Annotated in this window: 23 protein-coding genes and 2 pseudogenes; 11 read left to right on the forward strand and 14 right to left on the reverse strand. The window is 59.8% G+C overall.

Annotated features, from left to right (window positions below; all coding sequences use genetic code 11):
- Nucleotides 1–212: 212 nt before the first annotated feature.
- Nucleotides 213–443, forward strand: a complete 231-nt coding sequence (locus RBB80_RS17305) for a hypothetical protein (RefSeq protein ID WP_433963741.1) — start codon at nt 213–215, stop codon at nt 441–443.
- 248 nt (nt 444–691) lie between these two features.
- Here the strand turns inward: RBB80_RS17305 and RBB80_RS17310 are convergent, their stop codons facing one another.
- The 4 genes from RBB80_RS17310 to RBB80_RS17325 all read right to left on the reverse strand — a co-directional run bounded on the left by RBB80_RS17310 (nt 692) and on the right by RBB80_RS17325 (nt 5897).
- Entirely contained in the window at nt 692–1726 is a 1035-nt protein-coding gene (locus RBB80_RS17310; protein ID WP_433963742.1) for a polyprenyl synthetase family protein, read from the reverse strand.
- Between the two features lie 258 nt (nt 1727–1984).
- Entirely contained in the window at nt 1985–3697 is a 1713-nt protein-coding gene (locus RBB80_RS17315; RefSeq protein ID WP_433963743.1) for a hypothetical protein, read from the reverse strand.
- Nucleotides 3698–3868: 171 nt separating this feature from the next.
- Entirely contained in the window at nt 3869–5422 is a 1554-nt protein-coding gene (locus RBB80_RS17320) for a DHA2 family efflux MFS transporter permease subunit (RefSeq protein ID WP_433963744.1), read from the reverse strand.
- 193 nt (nt 5423–5615) lie between these two features.
- The gene (locus RBB80_RS17325; protein ID WP_433963745.1) at nt 5616–5897 is read right to left on the reverse strand and encodes a hypothetical protein; all 282 of its coding nucleotides are present in this window, start codon (nt 5895–5897) and stop codon (nt 5616–5618) included.
- A gap of 356 nt (nt 5898–6253) precedes the next feature.
- Here RBB80_RS17325 and dnaK point away from each other — a divergent pair, with 356 nt between their 5' ends.
- The 6 genes from dnaK to RBB80_RS17355 all read left to right on the forward strand — a co-directional run bounded on the left by dnaK (nt 6254) and on the right by RBB80_RS17355 (nt 11562).
- Nucleotides 6254–8170: a molecular chaperone DnaK gene (gene dnaK / locus RBB80_RS17330; protein WP_433963746.1), complete on the forward strand. Its 1917-nt coding sequence runs from the start codon at nt 6254–6256 to the stop codon at nt 8168–8170.
- 131 nt (nt 8171–8301) lie between these two features.
- Nucleotides 8302–8559, forward strand: coding sequence for a hypothetical protein (locus tag RBB80_RS17335; protein ID WP_433963747.1), 258 nt, complete (start codon nt 8302–8304; stop codon nt 8557–8559).
- A 71-nt stretch (nt 8560–8630) separates the two neighbouring features.
- Nucleotides 8631–8963, forward strand: coding sequence for a hypothetical protein (locus tag RBB80_RS17340; RefSeq protein ID WP_433963748.1), 333 nt, complete (start codon nt 8631–8633; stop codon nt 8961–8963).
- Entirely contained in the window at nt 8960–9376 is a 417-nt protein-coding gene (locus RBB80_RS17345; protein WP_433963749.1) for a hypothetical protein, read from the forward strand. The genes RBB80_RS17340 and RBB80_RS17345 overlap by 4 nt, the downstream gene beginning before the upstream one ends.
- On the forward strand, nt 9360–10262 hold the full coding sequence (locus tag RBB80_RS17350) for an Fpg/Nei family DNA glycosylase (protein WP_433963750.1): 903 nt from the start codon (nt 9360–9362) through the stop codon (nt 10260–10262). The genes RBB80_RS17345 and RBB80_RS17350 overlap by 17 nt, the downstream gene beginning before the upstream one ends.
- A 49-nt stretch (nt 10263–10311) precedes the next feature.
- A complete protein-coding gene (locus RBB80_RS17355; RefSeq protein WP_433963751.1) occupies nt 10312–11562 on the forward strand; it encodes a DnaJ C-terminal domain-containing protein in 1251 nt (416 codons plus the stop codon).
- A gap of 384 nt (nt 11563–11946) precedes the next feature.
- Here RBB80_RS17355 and RBB80_RS17360 read toward each other — a convergent pair whose 3' ends face one another.
- Nucleotides 11947–12696: an SDR family NAD(P)-dependent oxidoreductase gene (locus RBB80_RS17360; protein ID WP_433963752.1), complete on the reverse strand. Its 750-nt coding sequence runs from the start codon at nt 12694–12696 to the stop codon at nt 11947–11949.
- 117 nt (nt 12697–12813) lie between these two features.
- Here RBB80_RS17360 and RBB80_RS17365 point away from each other — a divergent pair, with 117 nt between their 5' ends.
- Entirely contained in the window at nt 12814–13215 is a 402-nt protein-coding gene (locus RBB80_RS17365; protein WP_433969725.1) for a MerR family transcriptional regulator, read from the forward strand.
- A gap of 264 nt (nt 13216–13479) precedes the next feature.
- On the opposite strand, the pseudogene RBB80_RS17370 reads toward RBB80_RS17365, so the two are convergent.
- The 5 genes and pseudogenes from RBB80_RS17370 to RBB80_RS17390 all read right to left on the reverse strand — a co-directional run.
- Nucleotides 13480–14439: pseudogene (locus tag RBB80_RS17370) on the reverse strand (ceramide glucosyltransferase); the annotation flags it as partial.
- Nucleotides 14440–14543: 104 nt separating this feature from the next.
- Complete coding sequence (locus RBB80_RS17375) at nt 14544–15728, reverse strand: hypothetical protein (protein WP_433963753.1); 1185 nt, start codon at nt 15726–15728, stop codon at nt 14544–14546.
- On the reverse strand, nt 15680–16243 hold the full coding sequence (locus tag RBB80_RS17380) for an ArnT family glycosyltransferase (protein ID WP_433963754.1): 564 nt from the start codon (nt 16241–16243) through the stop codon (nt 15680–15682). Before RBB80_RS17380 ends, RBB80_RS17375 begins: the two co-directional genes overlap by 49 nt.
- Entirely contained in the window at nt 16198–16497 is a 300-nt protein-coding gene (locus tag RBB80_RS17385; RefSeq protein ID WP_433963755.1) for an ArnT family glycosyltransferase, read from the reverse strand. Before RBB80_RS17385 ends, RBB80_RS17380 begins: the two co-directional genes overlap by 46 nt.
- Before the next feature lie 125 nt (nt 16498–16622).
- Entirely contained in the window at nt 16623–18800 is a 2178-nt protein-coding gene (locus tag RBB80_RS17390; RefSeq protein WP_433963756.1) for an ArnT family glycosyltransferase, read from the reverse strand.
- Nucleotides 18801–18962: 162 nt separating this feature from the next.
- Between RBB80_RS17390 and RBB80_RS17395 the strand changes: the two genes are divergently transcribed.
- Both RBB80_RS17395 and RBB80_RS17400 read left to right on the forward strand, forming a co-directional pair.
- The gene (locus RBB80_RS17395; protein ID WP_433963757.1) at nt 18963–19691 is read left to right on the forward strand and encodes a Ppx/GppA phosphatase family protein; all 729 of its coding nucleotides are present in this window, start codon (nt 18963–18965) and stop codon (nt 19689–19691) included.
- A complete protein-coding gene (locus tag RBB80_RS17400) occupies nt 19670–20524 on the forward strand; it encodes a hypothetical protein (RefSeq protein ID WP_433963758.1) in 855 nt (284 codons plus the stop codon). The genes RBB80_RS17395 and RBB80_RS17400 overlap by 22 nt, the downstream gene beginning before the upstream one ends.
- On the opposite strand, the gene RBB80_RS17405 is transcribed toward RBB80_RS17400, so the two are convergent.
- The 4 genes and pseudogenes from RBB80_RS17405 to RBB80_RS17420 form a co-directional block, all read right to left on the reverse strand.
- Nucleotides 20476–20892, reverse strand: a complete 417-nt coding sequence (locus tag RBB80_RS17405) for a SixA phosphatase family protein (protein WP_433963759.1) — start codon at nt 20890–20892, stop codon at nt 20476–20478. The two genes, RBB80_RS17400 and RBB80_RS17405, sit on opposite strands and share 49 nt — an antisense overlap.
- Before the next feature lie 374 nt (nt 20893–21266).
- On the reverse strand, nt 21267–22241 hold the full coding sequence (locus tag RBB80_RS17410) for a hypothetical protein (RefSeq protein WP_433963760.1): 975 nt from the start codon (nt 22239–22241) through the stop codon (nt 21267–21269).
- 16 nt (nt 22242–22257) lie between these two features.
- Nucleotides 22258–23778: a M1 family aminopeptidase gene (locus tag RBB80_RS17415; RefSeq protein ID WP_433963761.1), complete on the reverse strand. Its 1521-nt coding sequence runs from the start codon at nt 23776–23778 to the stop codon at nt 22258–22260.
- A gap of 944 nt (nt 23779–24722) precedes the next feature.
- Nucleotides 24723–24926, reverse strand: a pseudogene (locus RBB80_RS17420) (class I SAM-dependent methyltransferase); the annotation flags it as partial.
- Between RBB80_RS17420 and RBB80_RS17425 the strand changes: the two are divergent.
- The gene (locus RBB80_RS17425; RefSeq protein WP_433970074.1) at nt 24843–25028 is read left to right on the forward strand and encodes a hypothetical protein; all 186 of its coding nucleotides are present in this window, start codon (nt 24843–24845) and stop codon (nt 25026–25028) included. The pseudogene RBB80_RS17420 and the gene RBB80_RS17425 sit on opposite strands and share 84 nt — an antisense overlap.
- The last annotated feature ends 16 nt before the right edge of the window (nt 25029–25044 follow it).

Below are 25044 nucleotides of genomic sequence, written 5' to 3' on the forward strand. Positions count from 1 at the left end.
GTTCATCCACGGTTCGCTGCGATTTTTAGGGGCCCAGGGGTCTCGGAGAACTTTCCGGGTGCATGGGGTACGAGACCCATGCAGCGTGTGGATGTCAGGCATTTGTGAAATTCAGGGAGGTCGATGAGGAAGGTCGAACAGAGGAGATCGATTCTGCGACGTGGGGAGTGGCGTAGAATCCAGAATCATCTTTGTATCGTTAAGGAGGCTCCATGGCGCTCAGCTTTGCTAAAGATATCCGCCCTCTTTTCCGGGATGGGGACGTTGAATGCATGAAGCCTGATGGGATTGCTCTTGATGACTTCGCATGGATGCGTGTCCCCGCTAATGCAAGTCTTGTTTACGGTACGGTGTCCGCAGGCACCATGCCTCCTGATGAACCGTGGTCAGCGGATCGCGTTTCGCTGTTTAAGGAATGGATGGACGCGGGTTACCCTGCGTAGTTCATTGAAGACGGGTCTTCCCTCTTCGGGGCGATGTGTTGCGAGAGTCGGTCGATGGCTGCGACTTTGTGATCTTTGTTGCAGGAGACGTAGGCTACGAGGAGGGTGCCTGAGGATTGTGCGAAGGCAGAGAGACTCGCGACGGAGAGTGTTGCGATGGCAAGAGCCGAGAGATTACTGACGGAGAAGAGGAAAATCTTCGTAGGCTGAGAGTTTACCGTTCGTGAAGGGGTGGAGAGGAGATTCTGTTAGTTTTTGCGCTCGACCAGATATTGGGCGAGCGATTTGAGCGGCGCTGCGGCTTCGCCGAAGGGTGCGAGGGCGGCGAAGGCGTCCGCGATAAGCTCTTCGGCGTCGTGGAGGGATTGCTCGATGCCGAAGACGGCGGGCCAAGTGGCTTTGATGCTCGCGGTGTCTTTGCCTGCGGTCTTGCCTAGTTCTTCGGAGCTTTGTGTCATGTCGAGCACGTCGTCTACGATTTGGAAGGCGAGGCCGGCCTTCTCGCCGAAGGTGCGGAGGCGGGCGATGGTGTCGGCGTAGGGGGCGTAGGCGGTGCGGCCTGTGTCAGAGCGAGATTTTGATTCGGTGGCGGGTTCATCGCTGCCGTTTCCATAGCCGCTGCTCGCTGAGCGATGCCGCAGGCTGAGACCGTAGAGGCCGCCGGAGACGATGCTGGTGGTGATGAGCGCGCCGGTCTTGGAGCGGTGGATGGCTTCGACGAGGGCGGCCGTCGGGGGCATTCCTTCGGCTTCGATGTCCATGACCTGACCGCCGATCATGCCGGGAGGGAGTTTTGTGTCGAGGTCGCCGACACGGCCTACGCCGGTACCTACGGCGAGGGAAATCTCGCGGATGATTGCGACGGTGGTGGGGGATGGTATGGGAAGGCCGGCGATGGTCTGGAAGGCGAGGGTTTGCAGGGCGTCGCCGGCGAGGATGGCGGTGGCTTCGCCGAAGACTACGTGGCAGGTGGGCTGGCCGCGGCGGAGGTCGTCATTGTCGAGGGCGGGGAGGTCGTCGTGGATGAGGGAGTAGGTGTGGATCATCTCCAACGCTGCGCCGAGATCGGCGATGCCTTCGGGATAAGTTTGTGAGCCGGTGACCATTCTGGCGGCTTCCATGCAGAGGATGGGACGAAGACGCTTGCCACCAGCGAAGGTGCTGTGACGCATGGCGCGATGGATGGAGTGGGGAAGGGTGTCGGTAGCGGGCAGGAGGCGTTCGAGGGCGGAGTCGGTAAGCTGTACGCCGGAGAGAAGCAGGTCTTTTACTGTGGGTTGCATCGGGTTCGATGATAAATCAGCTTGAGTACTTAGGGTGTAAGGCTTAGCGTGTAGGGCTGGGTTTAGGGTCTAGGCGCGCGGGATATTTTTGAAGTGGGAGAAGTCGAGGCAATGCTGGGTTCTTCACCCGTCGACTAGCTCGGGATCAGAATGACAGTCGTGTACGTTGCGCTTGGGTGACGGGCGGCCGTTGAGACCGAAAGTGCCCCAGGGTTGGGTTTCAGGTTTGGTTCGTCGTGGGGGATTTGCGGAGGAGGATTAGGAGGAGGAGAGCGAAAGCGATGGTGGAGAGGATGTCGCCGAGGGTTTGGTCAATGTGGCGGACGTAGGTGATGTCGATGGTGGAAGGGCCGGGGGAAGGGGGAGCGCGATGAGGCCGTCGTCGCGCTGTTCGCGGGTGGTGATGAGGGAACCGTTGTCGGTGATGCGCCAGTCGGGGTAGTCGCGGAGGTTGAGGACCAGGTCTTCGGGGATGGGCGGGTTGAGGGTGAGGTGTGTGGGTGCGGGTGCGGGCTGGGTTTGGGTGGGGGCTTTGGCGTTGGGGTCGGGGGAGAGCCAGTAGGCGGGGTCGCTTTGCGCGAGGGGGTCGTTGTCGGCGGTCGTGGGGGTGTACTCGTCGGTGGGGTCTGTGCCGCGGTTGGAGTGGAAGAGAGCTTCGCGGGCGGCGGGGGTGTCTTCTTCGTCGCAGGATTGGTGGAAGAGGGCGTATGCCGGATAGGTGAGAGCAGCGGCGACGACGATTGTGATTGCGGCGCTGGCCGTGGGTTTGAGGTTTACGCGGGCGATGGCTAAGGCGATGGCCAGACTCATGGCGGCGGCGAGGATCGCGAGGAAGCGCCAGGGGAATTGGAGAAAGGCTAACTCGGGGGCGTGGTTCCAGAGGATGTTGGTAATTGGCGTGAGGAGGAGGCTGATGGCTACGGTGAGGGTGGCAAGAGATGCGAGGAGGGAAGTTGTGCGGATCCTGATGGAGCACAGGGCAGCTTCGCTGCGCTCCAATAGAGATGACGGTTGGTTATTGGGGTTGGTTGGTCTCGGCGCTGCTGTGTCGGATGGTGTTCGGGAATCCGGGTTGCGGGGTGAGCGGAGTTGGGCGATGGAGATGACGATGGCGGTGAGGGTCGCGACAAGCAGGATGAGAGCGATGATCGATGCGGTGTGGAGGACTTGATCGTGGGGGGCGTCGCCGGTGTGGTGGAAGAGGAAGTTGTCCTGGATGCGCATGTTGGGGATGATGGCCATGGTGATCTGGACGTAGCGGCGTTCGTAGGCGGCGGGGAGGATGTAGAAGGCGGCGAGGGCCATTCCTAGGAGAGTGCCGGCGACGGTGTTGACGGCAATATCTTTGCGAGGCGTGTTGGAGGGCCTGGCGAGGCGAATCACGGTGAGGAGCGCGAGGGCGTAGCAGCTCATGACGGCGGCGGGGGCATTGGTTAGCCAGAGGAGGGCAATGGGGATGGCGATGCCGGGGATGGTGACGCGCTCGCGCAGGATGGCGTGGAGCAGGAGTGGGATGAAGGCGGCCGCGAGAAGCTCGGCGTAGGCTGTGCGCTCGTAGGCGGTGAAGAGCATGTAAGGGTTCACCGTGTAGAGGATTGCGGCTAATAGAGCGGCGGTTGGAGGAGCGAAGTCTCGTGCCAGACGATGGAGGGCGAGGCCGCTGGCGGTGAGGGCCAGCCATGTGTAGAGGATGGGGGTTGCGCTGATTGGGAAGATGAGGGTAAGGATGGCGCCGAGGGCCCAGGAGAGTGGGGGGTAGAAGACGAAGCGGGGTTCACCTGCGTTCCAGGCGGCGGTGTAGGCCCAATGAGGGTGTAGGTTGCCGTGAGAGAACTGACGGGCGGCCTCCATCCAGTTGAGAAGGTGGAAGTCAAAGTCGTGGCCGCAGGAGCAGCCGTGGAGGATGAGAGGGAGGATGGCGATGCAGGCGGCTAGAGGGATAAGGAGATAAGGGAGCCGGTCGCGCTGCATGTCTTTGAGGGTATCTCAGAGGCCGGATCGGCTGTCCTGCCGGACGGGCTCCCTACGCGGGAGGCGGCCACTTCGTGACTTGTGTACCGGTCTTGGTTGGGTGGGTGCTTAGGTCCTCCCGTTGGTCGGAAGGACGGCTTTTAGTGAGCGCCGGCGGGGGCTTGCCTGGTTTTACTTTTTGAAGAGCCAGACGATGCCGACGCAGAAGAAGCAGAGGAGCGAGAGCCAACGGAAGACGTCGACGAAGGCCCAGAGTGAGGCCTGGCGACCGAGCTGCTGGTAGAGCATGGCTTGGGCGGGATCGGCGGCGTTCGTCTGTCCGTAGGGGTTGCTCAGGAACTGGGTCACGCTGCCGAGGGAGTTCTGAAACTGCTGACCGGTGCGGGGAACCGAGTTGAGGATCTCGTTCTGGTGGACGTCAGCGCGGCGGGTGAGCAGGGTGGAGGCGATGGAGATGCCGATGGAGCCGCCGACGTTGCGCATGAGATTGAAGAGGCCGCTGGCGTTGCCAATCTGTTTCGCATCAAGGGTGCCGTAGGCGGCGGTGCTGATGGGGACGAAGACGAAGCTGAGACCGAAGCCGGTGATGAGGATAGGGAGAAGCAGGGTGGTGGGGGAGATGTCGAGGGTGACGTTGCCGAAGTAGAGGGTGGTGAGGCCGAAGGTGAAGAAACCGAAGGTGAGCAGGTAGCGCGGGTCAACCTTGTTGGAGAGATAGCCGATGATGGGCATGCCGCAGACTGCGCCGATGCCCCGAGGCGCGACGACGAGACCGGCCGTGAAGGCTGTATATCCGAGGAGTTCCTGATAGAAGAGCGGCAGGACGGTGACGGTGGAGTAGATGCCGACGCCGAACATGAAGATGAGGATGGAGCCGAGGAGGAAGTTTCGGTCTCTAAGGACTTTTAGATCGACGATGGTGTCTTTGTCGCGCCAGCAGTGCCAGCAAAAGTAGATAAAAGATGTGATGAGGAAGAAGACGGCCCAGCGGATCCAGGTGGCTCCGAACCAGTCGTCCTCCTGACCTTTGTCGAGGACGACCTGGAGGCAGCCTGTCCAGACGACGAGGGCGGCGAAGCCGTAGCGGTCAAAGGCGGGGACCCGGGCTTTGCTGATGTACGGCGGGTCGTGGACGAAGCGGCTGATCATGAGGATCGCGAGGACGCCGATGGGGATGTTGATATAGAAGGCGTAGCGCCACGAGTAGGTGTCGGTGAGCCAGCCGCCTAGGGTGGGGCCGAGGACTGGGGCTACGACGACTCCGAAGGCGAAGACGGCCATGGCGGCTCCGCGTTTGGCGGGTGGGAAGGATTCGAGGAGGATGGCCTGGGAGAGAGGTTGGAGGGCGCCACCGCCGGCGCCTTGAACGATGCGGGCCAACAGCAATATGGGCAGGGTTGGAGCTGCTCCGCAGGCGAAGCTGGCGATGGTGAAGATGACGATGCAGGAGAGGAGAAAGCGCTTGCGGCCGAATTTTAGGGAGAACCAGTTGCTGGCGGGAAGGACGATCGCGTTGGCTACGAGGTAGCTGGTGAGAACCCAGGTGGCTTCGTCGTTTGAGGCAGAGAGGGAGCCAGCGATGTAGGGCAGGGCGACCGAGGCGATCGCGGTGTCGAGCACCTCCATGAAGGTGGCCAGCATGACCGAGGCGGCGATCAGCCAGGGGTTGACGCCTTGGGTGACGGAAGCGGATTGATCTTGTGGTGCGGTCGCAGCCGAGGCCATGGTCTTCCGAGGGGTTCCTTGGGTGCAGTGATTGTCTCCTAAATAGAGGCAAAAAAGGAGGTAATGGATGCATTCTTTGGGTCGCATGGGGCGGTTAACGACGCAAAAAGCGCGGCAGGCCCGTTGGATGGAGCCTGCCGCGCTTGTTGGTTGTGGTTTCCGGCGTTCGACTGCCGGTTCGGTGCCAATGGGCTTAGGAGGGGTTGCGGCCCATCGGGCCCATTGACTGGGAGACGTTGTGGTAAGAACCCGTTTGAAGTCTCCGCGTGGAGGGGGAGTGGCGGAGTGGGGGAACCTGAACGGCGTCGAGGCTCTTGGGAAGGTGGGCGGACCAGGTGTAGGTGGTGGTCGAGATGTTGGGGGAGTCTTCTGTGGTGTTGCAGCCGGAGAGTAGACCGGCGAGGAGGCCTGCAAGGCCCAGGGAGGCGACTTTCAAAAGGCGGCGTGCGGTGCGGCGTGCAGTAAGGGAAGGCATGAGCAGAGCTCCAAGTGATGCATTAATTGAAGGAAGCGTAACCGGGGGCATCAAGGGCGACAATGACACCTTCGGGGGACCGCTTGGGCGAGGTCGTCCGGATATTTTGGCGGATCGCCTGTTTGGTTTATCGGAGGGGCGGGGCGGGGACTGGAGGTCTTGGAGCGAATTTTGGGTCGAATTTCAGTTCTTTCGTAATGTCTGATGGGCGTCTGAAGCTATTTGGAAGAAAGGTAACGGTTTTGAATCTAAGAGGTGGGGGGTACATCAGAATAGTTGACAATAAGTGACTCAAGCTGAGATCCTTGAGCAGTCAAAAATGTTGATGGGCTGCGAGCCCGGAATGGGGATGTGGGATGGCGAAGATTATTGGAATTGACTTGGGAACGACGAACTCATGCGTGGCGGTGATGGAGGGCGGCGAGCCGAAGGTGATCCCGAACGAAGAGGGTGGCCGGACGACTCCGTCTGTGGTTGCGTTTACCAAGAGCGGGGAGCGGCTGGTGGGCCAGGTGGCCAAGCGCCAGGCGATTACGAACCCGGAGAACACCGTTTATTCGATCAAGCGGTTCATGGGCCGCCGTATGAATGAAGTTGGCGACGAGATGAAGATGGTGCCGTACAAGGTTATCGCCAAGGGCGACAACATTGTGGTGAGCGCGCAGGGCAAGGAGTTCACTCCGCCTGAGATCTCGGCGATGATTCTGCAGAAGCTAAAGAAGGCGGCTGAGGACTATCTTGGAACGTCGGTGAACGAGGCTGTGATTACGGTTCCGGCTTACTTCAACGATGCGCAGCGTCAGGCGACCAAGGATGCCGGCAAGATCGCAGGACTTGATGTGAAGCGCATTGTGAACGAGCCTACGGCGGCTGCGCTTGCATATGGGTTGGATAAGAAGAAGGACGAGACCATTGCCGTTTATGACTTCGGTGGCGGTACGTTCGATATCTCGATCCTCGAGGTTGGCGAAGGCGTGATTGAGGTGAAGTCGACCAATGGTGATACTCACCTTGGTGGTGACAACCTCGACCAGCGAATCGTGGACTGGCTGATTGCCGAGTTCAAGTCTGACACCGGGCTTGATCTGCATGCGAAGGGTAACGAGATGGCGCTGCAGCGGTTGAAGGATGCTGCGGAGAAGGCGAAGATCGAGCTGTCGACGGCGCAGGAGTCGGAGATCAATCTGCCGTTCATTACTGCCGATGCGAGTGGACCGAAGCACCTTGTGCGGAACTTGACTCGCGCGAAGCTGGAGTCGCTGGTGGATGATCTGCTGCAGCGGTCGATTGGGCCGTCGAAGCAGGCGATGAAGGATGCTGGCGTGGATGCGAGCAAGATCGATGAGGTGGTTCTCGTCGGTGGACAGACTCGTATGCCTAAGATCCAGCAGCTGGTGAAGGAGCTGTTCGGCAAGGAGCCGCATAAGGGTGTGAACCCGGATGAGGTTGTGGCGATCGGCGCGGCGGTTCAGGCTGGCGTGTTGGCAGGCGAGGTGAAGGACCTGTTGCTGCTCGATGTGACTCCGCTGACGTTGTCGATTGAGACGATGGGCGGCGTGGCGACGGCGATGATCAACCGGAATACGACGATTCCGACGAAGAAGACGGAGACGTTCTCGACGGCGGCTGATTCGCAGACTGAGGTTGAGGTGCATGTGCTGCAGGGCGAACGGCCGATGGCGGCGCAGAACCGGACGCTGGGTAAGTTCAAGCTTTCAGGGATTCCGCCGGCTCCGCGTGGCGTGCCGCAGATCGAGGTTACGTTCGACATCGACGCAAACGGCATCCTAAATGTAACGGCGAAGGACAATGCGACTGGCAAGGATCAGAAGATTACGATTACGAGCTCGTCGGGCCTGAGCAAGGAAGAGGTTGAGCGGATGGCGAAGGATGCCGAGGCTCATGCTGCTGAAGATAAAGAGCAGCGCGACGCGGTTGAGGCGCGGAATGGACTGGATTCGCTGGTCTACAACATCGAAAAGATGTTGAAGGATGCTGGCGATAAGGTTCAGGCATCAGATAAGACCGAGGTGGAGACTGCGCTGGCTGAGGCGAAGACGACTCTGGCTGGAACTCCCAGTGCGACAGAGCTGAATGCTGCGAAGGATCGTCTAACGACAGTGAGCCACAAGCTGGCTGAGGCGATGTACAAGGCCTCAGCGGCTTCAGCACCGACCGATGGTGCGACAGCGGCGACCGAATCTCACGAACAGCCGAAGAAGGATGAAGGCGTTATCGATGCTGAGTATGTCGACGTCGATGAAAAGAAATAAGTGTAATCCGTAAAAGCCGGGTTTACGTAATAAAGGCGAGGGGCGTTCCTGAGGGGTGCCCTCCTTTTTATCAGGCCGGCGTACGGCGGTTGGCGTGTAGAGTGCGTCTATCACCAGAAAGGTGTGTAGCGGTGACGAAGGGAAAAAGGGAAGATCAGTACGCAGGGACGTTTTGGATGGAGAACCTGGAACTCAATGGACTGCTTGGAGGGAAGACCATGACCGAGACGATGTGGAAGTGCGACCAGGTTCGAGCAGGCCGGCTGTACAACCGGATGATGTTCGATACCAAGGAAGAAGCAATGCAGTTCGCCCAGCGGATGCAGCAAATGGAGCCGGACCAGATGTTTCAGATTGAGGCGATTGAAGCACGGCAGGTTTGGAACTAATGCTTTGATGAAGCGAGCTCGAAACGAGCCGACTTGCTTCCTGGTACTGGTAGGAGATCGAGATTAAGCAGATGGTGAGGACGAAGGCAGACGCGACTTCAAGTGCGTTGGCCGTCGTCCTCGCTGTTTATGGCCGCTTGTCAGATGGGGATGCTGCGGGGAGGCATCCAAGGATTGTTGGAGGACATCTGGTGGTCAATTGGGAGGCGGTTCAGGCGGTGGCAACAGCAGCTCTCGTGGTTACCAGTGCTGCGGCTATCTCTTATGCGGGTTTGCAGCTGCGGCATGAGCGGGATTACCGCGCAGTTGAGAATCTTGAGAAACAGTTGAGCTTCTTTTATCGGAGAAGTTTGTCGCGGTGCGGCGCAGGCTTGCGGAGTCGAGGCTGGACGGGGAGGGATTGAAGCTCTGGACAGTGGAGGAGCCGCCGGTGAATGCATTCGAGGTGCTGGATTTTTACGAGCACCTGTCGCTCCTGGTGAAGAAGGGCCACCTTGATGTCTACGACGTGTGGCACACGTTCTATGAATGGGCGCAGCCGGTGTATGTGGATATGCAACCGCTGATCGAAAGTGAAGAGAGTGCTTACACGGAGCACTATAGAGACCTGCAGCGAATGATGCGGCAGATGGACGAGATCCAGATCGATAGGATGCAGACGCAAAAGGGCGAGCATCGGGCGTTGTGGACTCCGGAGCGCATTATTGAGCACTATCAGTATGAGTTGAAGGCCAGTGGGCGGCCGCGCCGTGTTCGGCGGCGACATCAGACGCAGGGGACTGCGACGAGGTTGAGAGACGATGCCAGAGGGAAATGAGATTCATCGATGGTCCGAGAGGCACACGGCTGCGTTTGCAGGAAAGGTGATTCGGGTGGATGGGCCGCAAGGGCGATTTACCGACGCGCAGATGATTGACGGGCGAAGGCTGAAGCGGGTGCTGGCTGTGGGAAAGCACCTGGGATATGACTTTGGGAAGGACTTCATTCTGCATGTGCATCTTGGGCTGCAGGGGGACTTTACGGAGGGCTCGGGGCCGCTGTCTGATGTGCGTGGTGCGCTGCGGTTGCGGATGTGGAATGAGGCTGCGGTGAAGAAGCCGGCTGCGCCCGGGGTGAGTAGGCGGCATGCGTGGTACTCGGATGACGATGGGGCCGGGCATATTGAAGCGGCGAAGGTTGCCTGGGTGGAGTTGCGGGGGCCGATGGACTGCTCGATCTACTCGCAGGAGAAGTGGGACGCGCTGCTGGAGCGGTTGGGGCCCGATCCTCTGAATGGAGATGGGCCGGAGAAGATGATTGCGAGGGTCGCGAAGAGCAAGAGGGCCATTGGCGAGCTATTGATGGATCAGTCGGTGGCCGCGGGAGTTGGCAACATCTATCGTGCGGAGTTGCTGTTTCGGGCGAGGCTGAGTCCGTTTACGCCGGGGAAGGAGGTAGAGGAGAGCACGCTGCGGTCGATATGGAAGGAGGCGGGCGTGTTGATGAAGGCGGGGATGGTTGACCGGCGGATCGTGACGACGAAGCCTAAGGATCGGCCATATAAGAGTAGGCCAGTGCTGAAGGAAGAGGCGCATTATGTGTATCGGCGGCAGGGGCGGCCGTGCTGGATTAGCGGAACGAAGATTCTGACCAGGGTAATGGCTGGTAGGAATCTGTTTTGGTGTCCGGTTTGCCAGGCGGCTGCGGAGGAGAAGGTCGGGTAAGGTTTAGAGATGCGCGTGAGGCGCATTGGTAAGAGAATGGAAGAAGGTTATGGCGACGACACAGACGAAGGACTATTACGGCACGCTGGGCGTGAAGAAGACGGCGACGGCAGAGGAGATTCGCAAGGCCTTTCGGAAGGCTGCGCGGAAGTATCACCCGGACGTGAATCCGAATGACAAAAAAGCTGAGGAGAAGTTCAAAGAGATCTCCGAGGCTAATGATGTTCTGAGTGACGACAAGAAGAGAAAGATCTACGACCAGTTCGGGTTTTACTCGGACAATATCGATTCGGCTGCGGCGGAGGCTGCTGCTCGAGGGGGCTATGGTGGCGGGGCATCTTCTGCGGGGTATGGCGGCGGGCGTTCAAGCGCGGGCCGAGGCGCGGGCCAGGAGGTTCCGTTCGACTTTGGTGGATTCGATTTTTCGGATTTTCAGAGCGGACGATCGGCCCAGCAGGAATCAGGTGGTGGATTCGGCGGGAGCTTTAAAGACATCTTCAGCGGGATGTTCAATGGCGGGAGGCAGGCTTCGCGTGGGCCGCAGCCGGGGACCGATCTTGAATACCAAGTAAGCGTCGACTTTTGGACGGCGGTGCGCGGTGGTGTGACTCGGCTGGAGATTCAGCGGCAGGAGGTTTGTCCGACTTGCAAGGGTAAATCGACTACGGGCGGAAGTGTGGAATGTCCGGAGTGCCATGGGTCAGGACAGGTGACGCAGATGGGCGGGCGGATGAAGTTCAATATCCAATGCCCGCGGTGCGGCGGGTCCGGGAAGGTGCAGAACTCGTGCCCGACATGCGATGGCGAAGGCGTGGTGACGAAGAGGGAGCCGCTGGAGTTTCGCATCAAGGCGGGCACACGCGATGGACAGAGAATTCGGCTGGCGGGAAAGGGAAATGCCGGGATTAATGGAGGGCCTGCCGGAGATCTGTTTTTGATTATCAAAGCAGGGACACATCCGGTGTTTACGCGAAGTGCGGATGACATATATGTAACTGTTCCGGTTACGATGACGGAGGCTGCGCTGGGAGCGAAGATTGAAGTGCCTACGATCGATACGCATGAGGGAGGGGCGAGGACGCAGTTGAAGATTCCGCCTGGAACCCAGACGGGGCAGAAGTTGCGACTGCGAGAGAAAGGAGTGCCATCGGCTTCGCGTGAGGGCGTGCGCGGCGACCAGATCGTGGAGGTGAAGATCGTGCTGCCAAAGGTACAGGACGAACGGAGCAAGGAGATTCTGCGGGAGTTGGCGAAGCTGAATCCGGAGGATCCGCGGGACGGTTTGTTTACGGTCGTTTGATGAACTGAATGTGCGTTTGTTTGAAGGCGGGGGCTGATTGTAGGTAGATCAGCCCTTTTTTGCCCCTAATTATGTAGGGGATTGTTTGTCGTCATGTCAACTGATGTGATTTTGATTACGTTTCGAATACCTCGCTGGCTTTGTGTGCCGATATCTTCATGGAGAAACCGAGTGGAACCTCGTTGTTGCCGGACGGGGCGGGCAGAAGGAACTCGTTGGCGAGGCTTGCGAGGTACTGTGTGGTCTCGGGGGCTAGACCGGTTATGCGAGCGGCGAGCCAGGCTTGTGGGGTGATGGTGATCTCGGCACGGCCTGCGGTGACGGCGTTGTAGATCTTGTTGGCGGCGTGGTTGACTGAGGCTGCGATGATGGGAGTTTTAGCGGCTAGTTTGAACCAGCGTTGCTCTTTTTCGTTTGGCCTGTGTAGTTCGCGTGGACCTCTCCGCCGGTGCGCATGAGGCCCGGGCAGACGGTGGTGACACGGATTCCCTTGTGGCGCAGCTCGGCGTGGAGTCCTTGGGAGTAGCCTACGAGGGCGAACTTGCTGGCGACATAGGGAAGCAGGTGCGGCATGGCGAATTTACCGCCGATGCTGGCGATGTTGACGATTGCGGCATCCCCATAGATGGGGTTGCGGTTGAGCAGGTGAGGGAGAGCGGCGTTGGTCGTGTAGAGAGCTGCGAAGAAGTTGGTTGCCATGGCGCGACGGTAGGCCGCTATGGGTTGGTTTTCGACTGGGCCGACTTCGATGACGCCGGCGTTGTTGATGAGGATATCGATGTGGCCGAAGAAGCCTACCGCGTAGTCGACAAGCATGGCTGCCTGGGAGGCGTCGGTGAGATCGGCGGGGAGGAGGAGGATGTCGTCGGGGTGCTGGACGGCTTTGTGTGCGAGGAGGGTATCGCGAGCCTGGGTGAGATCCTCGGAGTTTCGGGAGACGAGGATGAGTTTTGCTCCCGATTGGCCGAAGCGGTGTGCGAGAGCAAGGCCGAGGCCTCGGGAGCCTCCGGTTATCAGAACGACTCGGCTGCGATGGCGCTTTTCAGGGTGAGGCATAAAGGCGCGGGCTGCGGCGATGGCTGCGATTCCGGTGAGGATCTGCGTGGCGTGAAGTAAGGCTCTGGCGGTCTTCATAGTTGTAGGTGAGATGCTGATCCAGAGCATAGTGGAGTTTGTTTGACTTGCGTATGTCGTGAAGAGCTAGACTTCGGTAAGGCATCTCATCAGGGCTGGGACTCAGGGGTTGGGACTATGGCGACAAAGCGGAAGACCAAGGGCGCGTACATGATCTCGTCGGTAGCGGAGATGTACGAGATTCATCCGCAGACGCTGCGTTTGTATGAGCGGGAGGGGCTGCTGCGGCCGTCGCGGAGTGAGGGAAATACGCGTCTTTACACTGATGAAGACCTGGAGAGGCTGGAGTTTATTTTGAACCTGGCGCGAGATCTTGGGGTGAACATTGCCGGGATCGCGATTGTGCTGCAGATGCGGGAGCGAATGGAGGAGATGAACCGGCAGATGCAGGGTTTTGTCGACTATGTTCGGACGGAGATGTTGACGAGGATGCAGCAACAGCAGACGCCTGGCGCCGGGCTGGTTCCTATGCGTAGGCAGGTGGTGATTCCTGGGCGGAAGGATAAGAAGGGCAGTTGAGGCCAGCGTTGGGACGGATGACTTCGGGACGCGGTGTCGAGTGAATGGCGTTACAAGGGGCCAAGGCGAACCAGGACCCCGCCTGGGTTGATGCGATAGCGTTCGCCGCGGTAGACGATCTCTCGTCCAAAGTAACTGGCCGCCCAACTGTAGAAGCCGAGCAGATCGCAGAATGGGTAGATCCAAAAGAAAGAGAGAGAGCTTGTCGCGCATGATGACGAAGCCGATGAGCAGGGCCTGAAGCCAGCGATTGACGAGCGCGGCAAACAGGAGCCAGAAACCGATAACGGGTCGTCCGATGGCGAGTGCGGAGAGGAAGCCGATGATGCCGAAGGGCATGGCAAACGTGAGGCCGGAGCCGAGGTGTCCGGCGGGCCGGGAGCAGCGAGTGTTCTTCATCCAGCTGATTTGGTGGTGCAATCCGCCGATGATGCTTCCGTAGTTGATAAAGTGATCGACGATTGTTGTGGAAAGGGTTATTTTGTAACCTTTTTCTGCGATTCGATTGCCGAGCCAGAAGTCGTCGGCTAACAGATCTCCCATATCTTTGAAACCGCCTATTTCGTCGATCATGGCCTTTCGGGTGAGTAGGGTCGGGCCGAGTCCGAACTTGATGTCTTCGAGTAGATTTGCGGTTAGGACGCCACTTGAGAATTCGACAGTCTGGGTGAGCGCTGTCAGGAGGGAGCTGTTTCCTGCTGGTTCGCCCCGAAAGGTGCAGGTAACCAACCCCACGGCTGGGTCGGCGAGAGGCTGCAGGATATCGTGAAGGTAAGAGGGTCCGACGCGGACATCGCTGTCCGAGAAGAGGATGACTTCGTGCTTCGCGGCTTTGACCAGGAGCGACATCGAGAAGGTCTTGGGATTCTGCCAGAGCGGCTCGCCTGAGGCCAGGAAACGCGCGGGGATTGATGGGAATCGGCGGGCGACCTCTTGAGCGCATAGGATTCCGGGATCGGAGAGCGACCTTGCGCAGAAGATGAGTTCGAACTCCGGGTGGTTGAGGGTGAAGAAGCTCTCGAGGTTTTCCTCCAGCCCTGCCTCCTTGCCGTGCAGGGGCTTGAGGATGCTTACCGGCGGGGAGTAGCTGCCCTGATCGTTGCGACGGGAGCGAAAGTGAAGGCCGCCCAGAAAGGCGAGAAGAAAAGATACTCCGGAGGTCAGGGTGCCGAAGATGCCAACTATGAGGGCACCTCGAGCGATCAGGAGCAGGATGGGAGACATGGCTTCTATAAGGATATCGGCTCGTGTCCTGTTGTGCCACTGCGAGAGATTCGAGGGTACTGTGGTCTTATTCGGGGTCTGTTGAAGCGGTGGGGGCGAGACAATCAGCGGTTGGAGAGGATGAATTTGCCGCCTTCTGTTGCGAGCCGGTGAACGGGGGCGAAGCGGGCGAGGTCGGCGGCGCGTTGCTTGCTGAAGGTGAGCAGGAAGATGCGCTGGGACCCGGTCCAGGCTTGGCGGAGTCCGTCGTCGGTGCCGAAGATTGGGGGAGCGTCGGGCCAGAAGGAACCGTACCAGGGGCCGTAGATTCGGCCATTGACGAGGCCTGCCTGTTGGCCGGTGTAGAAGAGCATGGAGGAGCCGGAGGAGAGCCAGCCGTCGATGATGACGCGGTCGCCGGGACGAAATTCTTGTTTGACGGCAAGGGCGAGGTCCTTCGAGCCAAGGATTGGATAGAAGCGGACGAGGCCCTCGTGGGCGGCCAGGAGAGAGACGGTCATGGCTGCGGCCAGGACGAGATTCGCGGCGTAGGTGAAGGACCGGCGGCGAAGGAGGTAACTGCCGATGCCGACGCCGAGCATGCTGAGGGCGACGGCCGTAAGTGGTGCGCGGAATAGGCCCATCGCGTCTCCGGTGAGGTCGAAGAGATGTCCGAGGGAGAGGTTGTAGAAGTCCGGGTTGGAGTTGAGGAGTGATGCGAGGTCGGCGCCGGGGGCTGGGCGCGGTGCGGTGAGGGCGAAGTATCCGCAGGCGATAGCGATGACGGTGGTGAGGGGGAGGAGGAGGTAAAGATGCCAGCGGAGGGCGCTCCTCGCTGCCTCGGCTCCGATTGGCTTGGAGTTTGGAGATTGGTCGGCTCGAGCGAGGAGCCCGCCGGCCATGAGACACAGGGCGGGAATTGCGGGAATGGAGTAGTACTCCTGGCGACTTGAGAGGGAGAAGAAACCCATAACGAGGAGACACCAGAGAAGAAGGGAGAGCGATGCTTCGTGTTCGCGTGCAAGGGTGAGAGTGTTTGTGCTGATGCTGGACGCGCGATGGCGGAGGTTTCGGGCATGACAGGCGATAGCTCCGGGGAGGAAGACCGTCCAAGGCATGATCCAAATGGCGAGATAAACCCAGAAGAGCAAGAGGGGAGTCTGTCCGTAGTCGTGGGGAATGCGTTTCGAGAGGAAGCGCGCGATGTGCTCGTTGTAGAGATAGAACCAGGCCCAGCCACCAGTTGCGGGAAGGCCAAGGTTCACGGGGAGGGGATCGCTGGGGTGCGCAAAGCTGCGAGGATGTGCCACGGCGCTGCGAGTACGAGGAAGACCAACGCGCTGGGAAGAGGGTGGAGCCTCAGGAGGGCGCGCAGTTGTTTTGTGAAGGCCAGGTAGAGAAGGACGAGGCCGATAGGGAAGACGAGGCCTATGAGGCCCTTGGTCAGGACATTTGCGGCCATCACGGCGGCGAACGAGAGGCAGGGCAAGAGGGCTGATTTTTGCGACTGGGAGGTCTGGGATGTACGAACTGGTTGAAGGGGGACCGATTGGACGCGATTCAGGGCGATGAGGAAGAGATGGACGGCGAGGGTCATCCAGAGTGCGAGGAGAATGTCTGGTATGTAGAAGCGAGTGTAGAGGTAGGGGCCGATGCTGGTGGCCATGGCGAGGGCGGCGTAGAAGCCTCCGCGATCGGGCTGTTCCGCCGGGGAGATCATCGCGAAGAGGCGAATGCCGAGGGCGTAGACGGAGAGGAGAAGCGCGAGGACGGCGAGGGCTAGAGGAAGGCGTGCGGCCCAGTCGTGGATGCCGAAAAGGTGCATGGAGCCGGCCGCCATCCAGTACATAAGGGAGGCTTGTCGAAGAAACGAATGCCGTCGATGTAGGGTGTGACGAAATCGTGGCGCTGGAGCATCTCGCGGGCGATCTCGATGTAGATGGAGTCGACGTCGTCGAGGAGGCCGGGGTTGAAGAGGCCGCCAATTTGAAGGATGAGCCAGAGAAAGAAGATGACGGCGAGAGAGACCGGGCTCCAGAGGCGGCGCGGTCTGGCGTTATGGGGAGAGGTCTCGTGCACTAGGACTTCTTCGTCGAGTTTTGGTTTGTTCTGCGTGTACGGCCTATCATTTTGCTGTTAGACGCTTTGCCAGATAACCCGGTGCTGCGATAGAGCGCTGATGTGACGATGGCCGCGGTTCGGAATCAGGGAGTCCTGCCTGAGTTCTCGAGGGGACGGTCGGTGTAGAGGGCTTTGCCGGAGCTTTCGAAGAGAAGAATTTTGTGGTCTCCAAGGACTTGATCGACTGCGCCACGTTGATCGAGAGGGACGAAGAGAAGTTTGCGTTCGCCTTGGCCCCAGACGTTCAGGAGATCCTGCGGTGTTAGGAAGATGGGTGGTGCGTCGGGGAAGGTGCCGCCAAACAGCATGGAGGAGGCCCGGCCATTGACGAGGTCGATCTGGCGGCCAAGGTAGAAGGTGATCGAGGACCCGTAGGACTGGTCTCCGTAGAAGATGACTTTGTCGTCAGGAGAGATGGCGTGGCTGGCTTCAAGATGCTGGATCGTGTCGGCAAAGCTCTTTGAAGAGAGCATGGGGGCGAAGCGGGCGAAGGCGAGGTGGGCTGCGATGAAGAAGGTGGTAGCGGTGACGGCCACGGCCGCGGTCGAGGCGAGGTGCCGACGCTGGGTGCGAAGAAGCCAGGCTGCCGAGGGACCGATAAGGAAGGCGATCGCGGCGATTGCGGCGGGAAGGCGCAGCGCGGCGAAGCTGGGGCCGGTGAGATCGAAGATGCCGGACATGGAGAGGGTATAGTCGCCGACGCCGCGATGGGCGAGGAGATCGCCGATGTCGGGGACGAAGGGAAGGTGTCGGGAGGTCCAGAGGCCGTAGATGAGGGTGATGGTGATGGCGAGGCCCAGGACAGTGAGGGTGGCGTGGGCGACGGTGATCCAGAGGCGGGAGGATCGGTCGATGGCGAAGGTCTGCTCGGCGCGGCTGAGGGCGACGGCGAGCAGGATGATGATCGCGAGGTAGGCGGGGAAGGTGTAGTACTCCTGGTTTGTGGAGAGGGAGAAGAAGACCAGGACGAGTGAGGCGAAGAGGCTGAGAATAAGGGTGGTGCGCTGGGCGAGGGTGTTGACGCGGAGCAGCGGAGTGCCGGAGGGAGAGTTCGACTGTCGGCGACGGAGGCCGTGGAGCAGGAAGAGAATGAGCGCCAGGAAGAGGGTGAAGATGTAAGGGATCTTTAAAGCGTTTTGCAGAATGAGGCCAACCAGGACGACCGCGTAGGGCTGCCAATAGAAGGTCTTTGCTTCGTCCACGGGAGCGGGGTTTGAGGCTCGATAGCGCTGGAAGGCGAGATAGGCCTGCCGGCACAGGGTTCCGCAGAAGAGCGACCAGGGGAAGAGCCAGACGAGATGAAGGCTCCAGAAGAGGTAGCCCGGTAGCTTGTTGTAGTCCTTGGGATAGCGGCGGCCGAGGAAGCGGAGCACGTGCTCGTTGATGAAATAGAACCAGAAGAAGCCGTGCCCGTTCATGCCGCCAGTGTTGCGCAGGCCGGCGAGAATGTGCCAGGGAGCTGCGATGGCGAGAAAGAGCAGGATGCCTGTGAAGGGCTTGAGACGCCGCCAGTTTCTGTACTCCCCGCTGAGAGCGAGGTAGGCGATGGTTGTGCCAAAGAAGAATACGAGGGCTACGAGGCCTTTAGTAAGCACAGCCAGAGCGAGAGCCGTCCACATGGCGTAGGCGTAGACGGCTGGGGAGAAAGAGGACGAAGACTCTCTACTCCGCTGCGTTCCGGTCGCGATGGCCCCTATTTTTTCGGCATTGGAAGAGGCAGGGTTGATCTTTGGTGGCCGTTGAACTGTCGTTGTCTGACTTGTCTGGGGAACGAGCGATCGGAGGAGGCAGAAGAGGGCCAGGGCCAGGAAGAGCGAGAGCAGGACTTCCGGAATGTAGTAGCGGGTGAAGAGAAAGACGCCGACTGTAGTGAGGGTTGCGAGGCCCGTGTAGAAGGCAGTGCGCGGGTTGAAGGCACGATAGGCCCATTGATAACCGAGGAGAGCCAGGAGAAAGACGCCGATTGCCTGCGGAAGGTGTACGGCGAAGGTGTTGAATCCGAAGAGTCGGAAGCTGAGTGCTCCCAGCCAATAGGGTAGGGGTGCCTTTTCGAGGTAGCGGATGCCGTCGACGCGGAGAGTAACGAGGTCGCCGGAGATGGCCATGTGCCGGGCGGCGTTGGCGTGGGTGGCGTCGGCGTCATCAAGCAGCGGGGGAGAAGAGAGCTGCGAAGAAGATGATGAGCCAGAGGCCGGTGAGAACGAGGAGGGCTGTAGAGCGTCGGGGGGTGGTGGATTCGAGGGAGGCCCCAGGTTCGGCAATTGTTTCTAGTACGGTGTCTGTGATCATGATTTTGTGGGGCTCTCTAAGCATAAATGGGAGAGAGGTGCGCTGCTGACACTGGCCAGACGGATTCAGAGAATCGATCGAGGGATGTAATCTGCTGGTGGTGGGATTTTTGCTCCCTGAGGTGGTTCCGGAATATGCCTACGTTTGCCGCGATCGATATTGGGTCGAACTCTTGCCGGTTGAAGATTGCTACGGTTCAGATGCACCGATTGAAGACTTTGCACGAAGATCGCGAAGTTACGCGGCTGGGAGAGAGTGTCTTTCAGACCGGAGTGATCTCGCCGGAGGCGATGGCGGCGACTATTCGGGCGCTCAAGCGGTTTCATAAAGCAGTACAACTCCATGTGGCGGACAAGGTCCGTGTGGTGGCGACGAGCGCGATGCGGGATGCGCGGAATGCGGCGGCGTTTACCGAGTGGGTGAAGGCGACCACTGGATGGAGCGTTGAGGTGATCTCGGGGCTTGAGGAAGGGCGGTTGATTCATCTGGGGGTAGTGACGCATGAGGTCGGGGCACGGGGTCGTTCTCTGCTGATTGACCTGGGTGGCGGGAGCTGTGAGGTGACGCTCTCCGATGGTGGACGGATCAAGACGATGGTGAGCATGCCGTTGGGCGCGGTACGGCTGCAGGAGGAGTTTCTGCGGACCGATCCGCCGTCGAAGGAGGATGTTGCGCGGTTGAAACAGTTCATCGACCGCGAGTTGAAGCGGGCAGAGAAGAAGCTGGGGACGCCGAGGGTGGGGTTGGTGATTGCGACCTCGGGAACGGCGTCGGCGCTGGCCGAGGCGAGTGGGCATGTTCGCAAAGGCAGGGTGGTGAAGAAGACGCTGGCAAAAAACGGATGGAGCGCGTCGGGGCTTTGACTGCGGATACTCCGGATGTGCGGAGGCTCGCTGATCGGTTGGCGAAGATGAACAATGCGGAGCGGGAGGCCGTTCCGGGGATCGGTCCGCGGCGGTCGGAGATCATTATTGGCGGGTCGCTCGTGTATGCGAGCTTGCTGGAAAAGATGGGGTTGAAGGGCTTTCGCTACTCGCCGCTGGGGTTGCGGGATGGGATGTTGGCGCAGATGCTGGCGGAGGTGGATCTGAGGACTTCGGTGCACCAGAAAATTGAGAGCGAACGCTGGGCGGGGGTGTTGGAGGTCTGTGAGAGATATGGAATCGAGCAGCGGCAGGTGGAGCCGGTAAGGCAACATGTGGTGGAGCTGTTCGATGCGCTGGCGCGGGTGCACGAGTTGCCAGAGGAGTACAGGCTGTGGCTTGAGGCGGCGGCGATGATGCAGGATGTCGGGAAGTTTATGAACCACCAGGGACACTACCGGCATACGCAATACATCATTGCGAACTCGGAGATCTTCGGGTTTTCTCCTGAGCAACGAATGATTGTCAGCGCTGTCGCCCGGTATATGGGAAAGAGCCGTCCAGATCCGCTGGATCGGCCGATGCGATGGATTCCTGTGGATGAGCATGCAAACGTTACGCGGGCAGTAGTGCTGCTGCGGCTGGCCGTGGCGCTGAATCAGGACCGGGCGAGTGCGGTACTCCAGATGAAGACGCATGTGTATCCGAAGCGGGTGCTGCTGGAGCTGGTCCCGGGGCGCGGCGGGGCAGAGTTGGAGGCCTGGTCGCTGAAGAAGGAGGCGGCTTACTTCCGCGAGATCTTCCGGCGGGAGCTCTTCGTCGAGGTGGCGTAGAGGGCGCGGACGGTGCGGGGGTCCAGGAGGGCCTGCAGAGTGGCAGGGCCTCGGGTTAGGACGACCCGGGCGATGGAGCCCTTGCGGAGGCGGATTTTGGCTTCCGGGCTTGAGGCTGGCACCAGGAGTGATCCTAAGAACACGGAGATGTTGGGGTTATGGCCAACCATGAGTACGTTTTCGCGGTTGGAGAGCTCCCGAAGGAGCTTTTGGAAGTCTTTCACGGTGGCAGAGGGAGCGAGTGCGTCAGACTGTTGAATCGGGGCCTCGTAGCCGGTCTCGGTGCCGATCATAGTGGCGGTCTGGAGGCTGCGCTTGAGAGAGCTCGAGACGATGAGATCGAACTGTATGTTCAATGCATTGAGCACGTAGGCGAGCTGTAGGCTGTGCTTTTTCCCTTCTTTATCGAGGGGACGCTTCAGGTCGAGAAGGGGTTTGATCGGCGAAGGCCGGCACTGGCGTGGCGAAGGATATACAAATTCATAATCTATTCACATTCTACCGTAGTGTTGTTTCTGGAACGCGGCCCGGCGGTGAGCGGGTGGTGAGGTGCCGGGCTACTGCGGTGGTTTGACCGGGTCGTGATGGAAGACTCCCGGATCTGGCTCGTCGAGGGAGGGGGAGGCGGGTTCTGGGTTCGGGATAGGGTCAAGGGGCGGGGCCGTCTGCGGGATTTGCTGGATCGGGGTGGGAGTTGAAATGGGGTGATTGGGCTGCGGGTGGTCGATAGGGTTGACCGTGCTTACGATTGGAAGGATCGGCAAGGGCGAGGGGTGAAGATTGGGTTCTGGAGCGCGAGGGAGGTTTCGGCTCCGCGCTGCCAGAAGCGGGTGAATAAGAAGACGAAGAGGCCTGATTGGGCAAGCAGAAACATTGGCCAGACTCGCGGCTGGGCGAGCATGTGCATGGAGACGCGGGCGGTGAGGATTACTGCGGCCGCTCCGAGGAGGGTGAGGAAGAGGAAGATGGGCCACGCTTGCGAGAAGTGAGCGCGAAGGGTTCGCCACGCCGGGGCGAGGGCGCGGCGGACGCGGCGGTCCGGCTTGCCGTTGTGGCGCAGATGCAGACCTAGTTGGACGGTGTAGACCTCGACTAGATCGAAGTAGAGACGAAGGATGGAGGCTACGAGGAAGATCAAGACGTAGCCGACAAGGGTTGCGAAGAAAGCCTGGCGTTCGACGGCGTGTTTGTCGACGTGTTCGGCCCACCTGGCCTGGAGAAACGCGAGAGGGCCGAGGATGAGCGCCGCGACAAGGATGGTGAGGAGGGTGATTCGGAAGAATCTCCAGAAGTGCAGCAGGCCCTGGTGCACCAGTGTACTGAGGCGGGCAGGGCTCTTGGTCTGGTAACAGTACAGGGTTCCGGGCACCAGCAAGAAATACACGAGGAGATAGAGGGGAATCGCGGAGTAGGACTCCGTTCTGTTAGCGGAGGGACCGTCTTGAAGGGTGAGAAGAGCTTGACCCATTGTGCCGATGTCGAAGCCGCCCATGAGTCGTTGTGCGGCCAGGGAGTGATCCATGATCGAGCTGAACTGACTATGGAGGCGAACGGTGAAGAGCAGGGCGAAGCCAAGATTGAAGACGTAGGTCCACAGAACCGCCGGGAAGCGGCGTAACGTCAGGAACAGGCCGTGAAGGAAGATGTTGCGGCGTTCAAGCATGTGGCGGAACTCCTGATTCGTGGTTGCGGGGCTTGAGGTTTGTCGGACGATCACTCACACGATCCAGCACTTACACGATCCAGGAGGAGAGTTGGGCTAAGAGTTGTTGAAGACTGAGCCAGATATTGGAGATCTTGCGTGCAGGGACGTTGTTGGTTGCGGTGGTGAAGCTGTTGTTGAAGAAGTCTTTGTCGAGCAGGAGGGTGTGGTCGGGATCGATCTCGACGGAGAGGATCTTTGCATTGCGGGTGTAGGTGAATTTGGTCCAGCGATCGACACCGTCCCAGTGTTCACGAAGGCGGGTGTTGTCGTCGAAGGAGATCTCGGCGGTGACAGGGAGGGTGAAGTCGCCCTTGCGATGCAGGTAGACGGTGGAGAGGTATTGGGTCTGCTTCTTGTCTTTCGGTTCGGGAAGCCACCAGGTGACTGGATCGGAGGAGACTTGATCCACGGCGTAGTCGAGAACCTGCGTTCCGTAGACGGCCTGGTTGAAGTAAGGGCGGAGGCTTGAGATGGGGACTACCTGAGAGTTGCTTGGAGCGTTGAAGACGGCGGCGAGGCCACTCTGCTGAATGAGCTGAGCTGTGTCTGCATGACGCACGGTCTGTGTTGAAGGATTGATGACCGTGCCTCCGATGGCGGTAGCGCGACCGTTTTTGATCGCGACCTCTTCGATGGTGCGGAGGAAGTCTTCGGTGGTTGAATGGGTGAAGCGGTAGCGCAGGAAGTAGGTGCGCATCGCTTCCTCCATGGTGTCGCGACCGATGAGGCCTTCGAGTGTGGCGAGGAGTGTCGCCGATTTTCCGTAGGTGATGCCGCCGTAGGAGAAGAAGTCACGAAATTTGAAGGCCCAGCGAGTGACCGGATCGAAGTCAGGCTTGGCGATGTAGTCGAGGCGTCGGAGGTCGGTGTCGCTGAAGTTTGCGTACGACCGGCCGAAGGTGGAGCTCTGGGAGCCGAGGATCGCGTTCATGACCGTAACTTCGGTGTAGGAGTTGATGCCTTCGTCGAGCCAGGCGTCTTCGAACTCGTTGGTGGCGACCATTCCGTACCAGTACTGGTGGCCGAACTCGTGCTCGACGGCCTGCTCGGTGAGGTAGGTGGGATCGTACCAGGAGGTGTCGCCAGTGAAGAGAGTGGGGTACTCCATGCCGCCCATCTCGGAGCCGGGTTCGGGGTCGATGGCCGTGATGACCTTGTAGGGATAGGGCCCGTAGCGATGATCATATTGCGCGAGGGTCTTCTGCATGATGTCGAGGTAACGGGCGCCGGCTTTGGGATGGGAGGCGAGCGCGAGGACGTGGATCTTTACTGGTCCGAGGGAAGAGAGATAGGTGCCGTCGGTGATGGTGAAGTTGGGGCTGGCGGCCCAGGCGAAGTCGCCGATGTCTTCGCCGTAGAAGGTGAGGGTTTTGGTGTTGTCGGTGTTGATGATTTCGCCGGTGGGGACGCCGCTGGCTCCGACGACGTAGCGGCGGGGAGGGTAAGTGAGACGTTGAAGGTGGCGAAGTCGGAGAAGAACTCGGTGGTGGCGTGGTACTGGTGGCAGTTCCAGGCTGCGTGCCAGAAGACGCCGGGCTTGGGATACCACTGGCCTCCCATGATGAAGTCGCGCTTGTAGCCATTGCGCGCAACAGAGAGAGGGAAGACGTCGTGGAAGACGAGATGGAAGGTGACGGAGTCGTTGGGAGCGAGGGGATGGGGAAGGGCTAGTTCGGCTACGGTGTGGTCTTCGGCGTTGTTGTCGTCGGGGGCGATGAAGTGCATGGAGGCGGTGAGGTCGCCGTAGCCGTCGGCGTCGATGTGGGAGATGGTAATGCTGCCACGCTCGTTAGCGGGATAGTTGTTATCGTCTTCGGAGCCGCGAACACCGCCGGTGAAGTGGGTTTCGTTGGTGAAGGTGGACTCGGGGCGGAACGCGTTGAGGTAGAGATGAAAGGGGATGGAGGTGAGGGGTTGGCCGGTTAGGTTTTTGTACGTGAGGGTCTCAGTGGCGTCGAGAGTCTTCTTACTGGCGTCGAGTTTAGCGTCGATGTTGTATGCGACGACGCGGGTGGAGAGTGGCTTGCCATCGGGGGAGTTGGTGGCGATGCTGGGTTGCAGAGTTGTCTGGGCGTGCAGGACGAGAGGCATGAGGAGGAGCGCGGCGACAGGGAAGGAGTGGGTGCGCGACATACGGGGATTGTAGGGCGGTTCTCCGCTCCGGGCGGAAAAAGTTTGCTTCGTTTCCTCAGGCATTTGTTGAGCAGGTGAGTTGAATTGCCAGAGTTCGGTCACTAGAAGGCCAGCTAATCGGTGCTGGTGGGCGATTCGGGTGAGGCCGGCTTGCTGGAGTGGCGTGGCGTGGTCAGGGAGTTTTGCAGTGCGGAGTCCGGTGAGTATGCGGAAGGCGATGTAGAGGCTGCGGACGAGGATCTTTGCGGGAAGACGCATGAGGCCGGTGGGGATGTGGAAGTCCGTGACTAGCCAGAGTGCTTGAGGGCAGAGGGTGGGAGCGATGCGGTTGATGAGGGTTTCCAGGTCGGGTTGGGTGAGGCAGTCGAGGAAGAAGTGAGAGACGATCAGGTCGTAGGATCTGTCGAGAGGGACGGTTAGCGCGTTGGCGTGATGGGTTGTGAGGCGTGAGGATGCGTCAGGGGTCAGGGTTTCGCAGCGTTGGCGGAGGAGCTGCAGCATGGCGGCGCTGGTATCCACTGCATCGGCGTGGAGGGCGGGGTTTTGCTGGAGGAGTTCGGACAGGAAACGGCCGTCTCCGTCGCCGAGGATGAGGGCTTGTTTTTGTTTCAGGAGATGGGGAAGGAAGTGAAGGCGGCAGTGTTCGAGGGCGCGGCCGAGGGTTAGGTATTCAAGCCATCGA

Source organism: Tunturiibacter gelidiferens (assembly GCF_051013345.1).
GTDB classification, from domain to species: Bacteria; Acidobacteriota; Terriglobia; order Terriglobales; family Acidobacteriaceae; genus Edaphobacter; species Edaphobacter gelidiferens_A.

What these genes read in the sequence shown, in the direction of transcription:
- RBB80_RS17305 (WP_433963741.1), top strand. Translation starts at nt 213, where the DNA reads ATGGCGCTCAGCTTTGCTAAAGATATCCGCCCTCTTTTCCGGGATGGG.
- RBB80_RS17310 (WP_433963742.1), bottom strand. Translation starts at nt 1,726, where the DNA reads ATGCAACCCACAGTAAAAGACCTGCTTCTCTCCGGCGTACAGCTTACC.
- RBB80_RS17315 (WP_433963743.1), bottom strand. Translation starts at nt 3,697, where the DNA reads ATGCAGCGCGACCGGCTCCCTTATCTCCTTATCCCTCTAGCCGCCTGC.
- RBB80_RS17320 (WP_433963744.1), bottom strand. Translation starts at nt 5,422, where the DNA reads ATGGCCTCGGCTGCGACCGCACCACAAGATCAATCCGCTTCCGTCACC.
- RBB80_RS17325 (WP_433963745.1), bottom strand. Translation starts at nt 5,897, where the DNA reads ATGCCTTCCCTTACTGCACGCCGCACCGCACGCCGCCTTTTGAAAGTC.
- dnaK (WP_433963746.1), top strand. Translation starts at nt 6,254, where the DNA reads ATGGCGAAGATTATTGGAATTGACTTGGGAACGACGAACTCATGCGTG.
- RBB80_RS17340 (WP_433963748.1), top strand. Translation starts at nt 8,631, where the DNA reads ATGGTGAGGACGAAGGCAGACGCGACTTCAAGTGCGTTGGCCGTCGTC.
- RBB80_RS17350 (WP_433963750.1), top strand. Translation starts at nt 9,360, where the DNA reads ATGCCAGAGGGAAATGAGATTCATCGATGGTCCGAGAGGCACACGGCT.
- RBB80_RS17355 (WP_433963751.1), top strand. Translation starts at nt 10,312, where the DNA reads ATGGCGACGACACAGACGAAGGACTATTACGGCACGCTGGGCGTGAAG.
- RBB80_RS17360 (WP_433963752.1), bottom strand. Translation starts at nt 12,696, where the DNA reads ATGAAGACCGCCAGAGCCTTACTTCACGCCACGCAGATCCTCACCGGA.
- RBB80_RS17365 (WP_433969725.1), top strand. Translation starts at nt 12,814, where the DNA reads ATGGCGACAAAGCGGAAGACCAAGGGCGCGTACATGATCTCGTCGGTA.
- RBB80_RS17380 (WP_433963754.1), bottom strand. Translation starts at nt 16,243, where the DNA reads ATGCACCTTTTCGGCATCCACGACTGGGCCGCACGCCTTCCTCTAGCC.
- RBB80_RS17395 (WP_433963757.1), top strand. Translation starts at nt 18,963, where the DNA reads ATGCCTACGTTTGCCGCGATCGATATTGGGTCGAACTCTTGCCGGTTG.
- RBB80_RS17400 (WP_433963758.1), top strand. Translation starts at nt 19,670, where the DNA reads ATGGAGCGCGTCGGGGCTTTGACTGCGGATACTCCGGATGTGCGGAGG.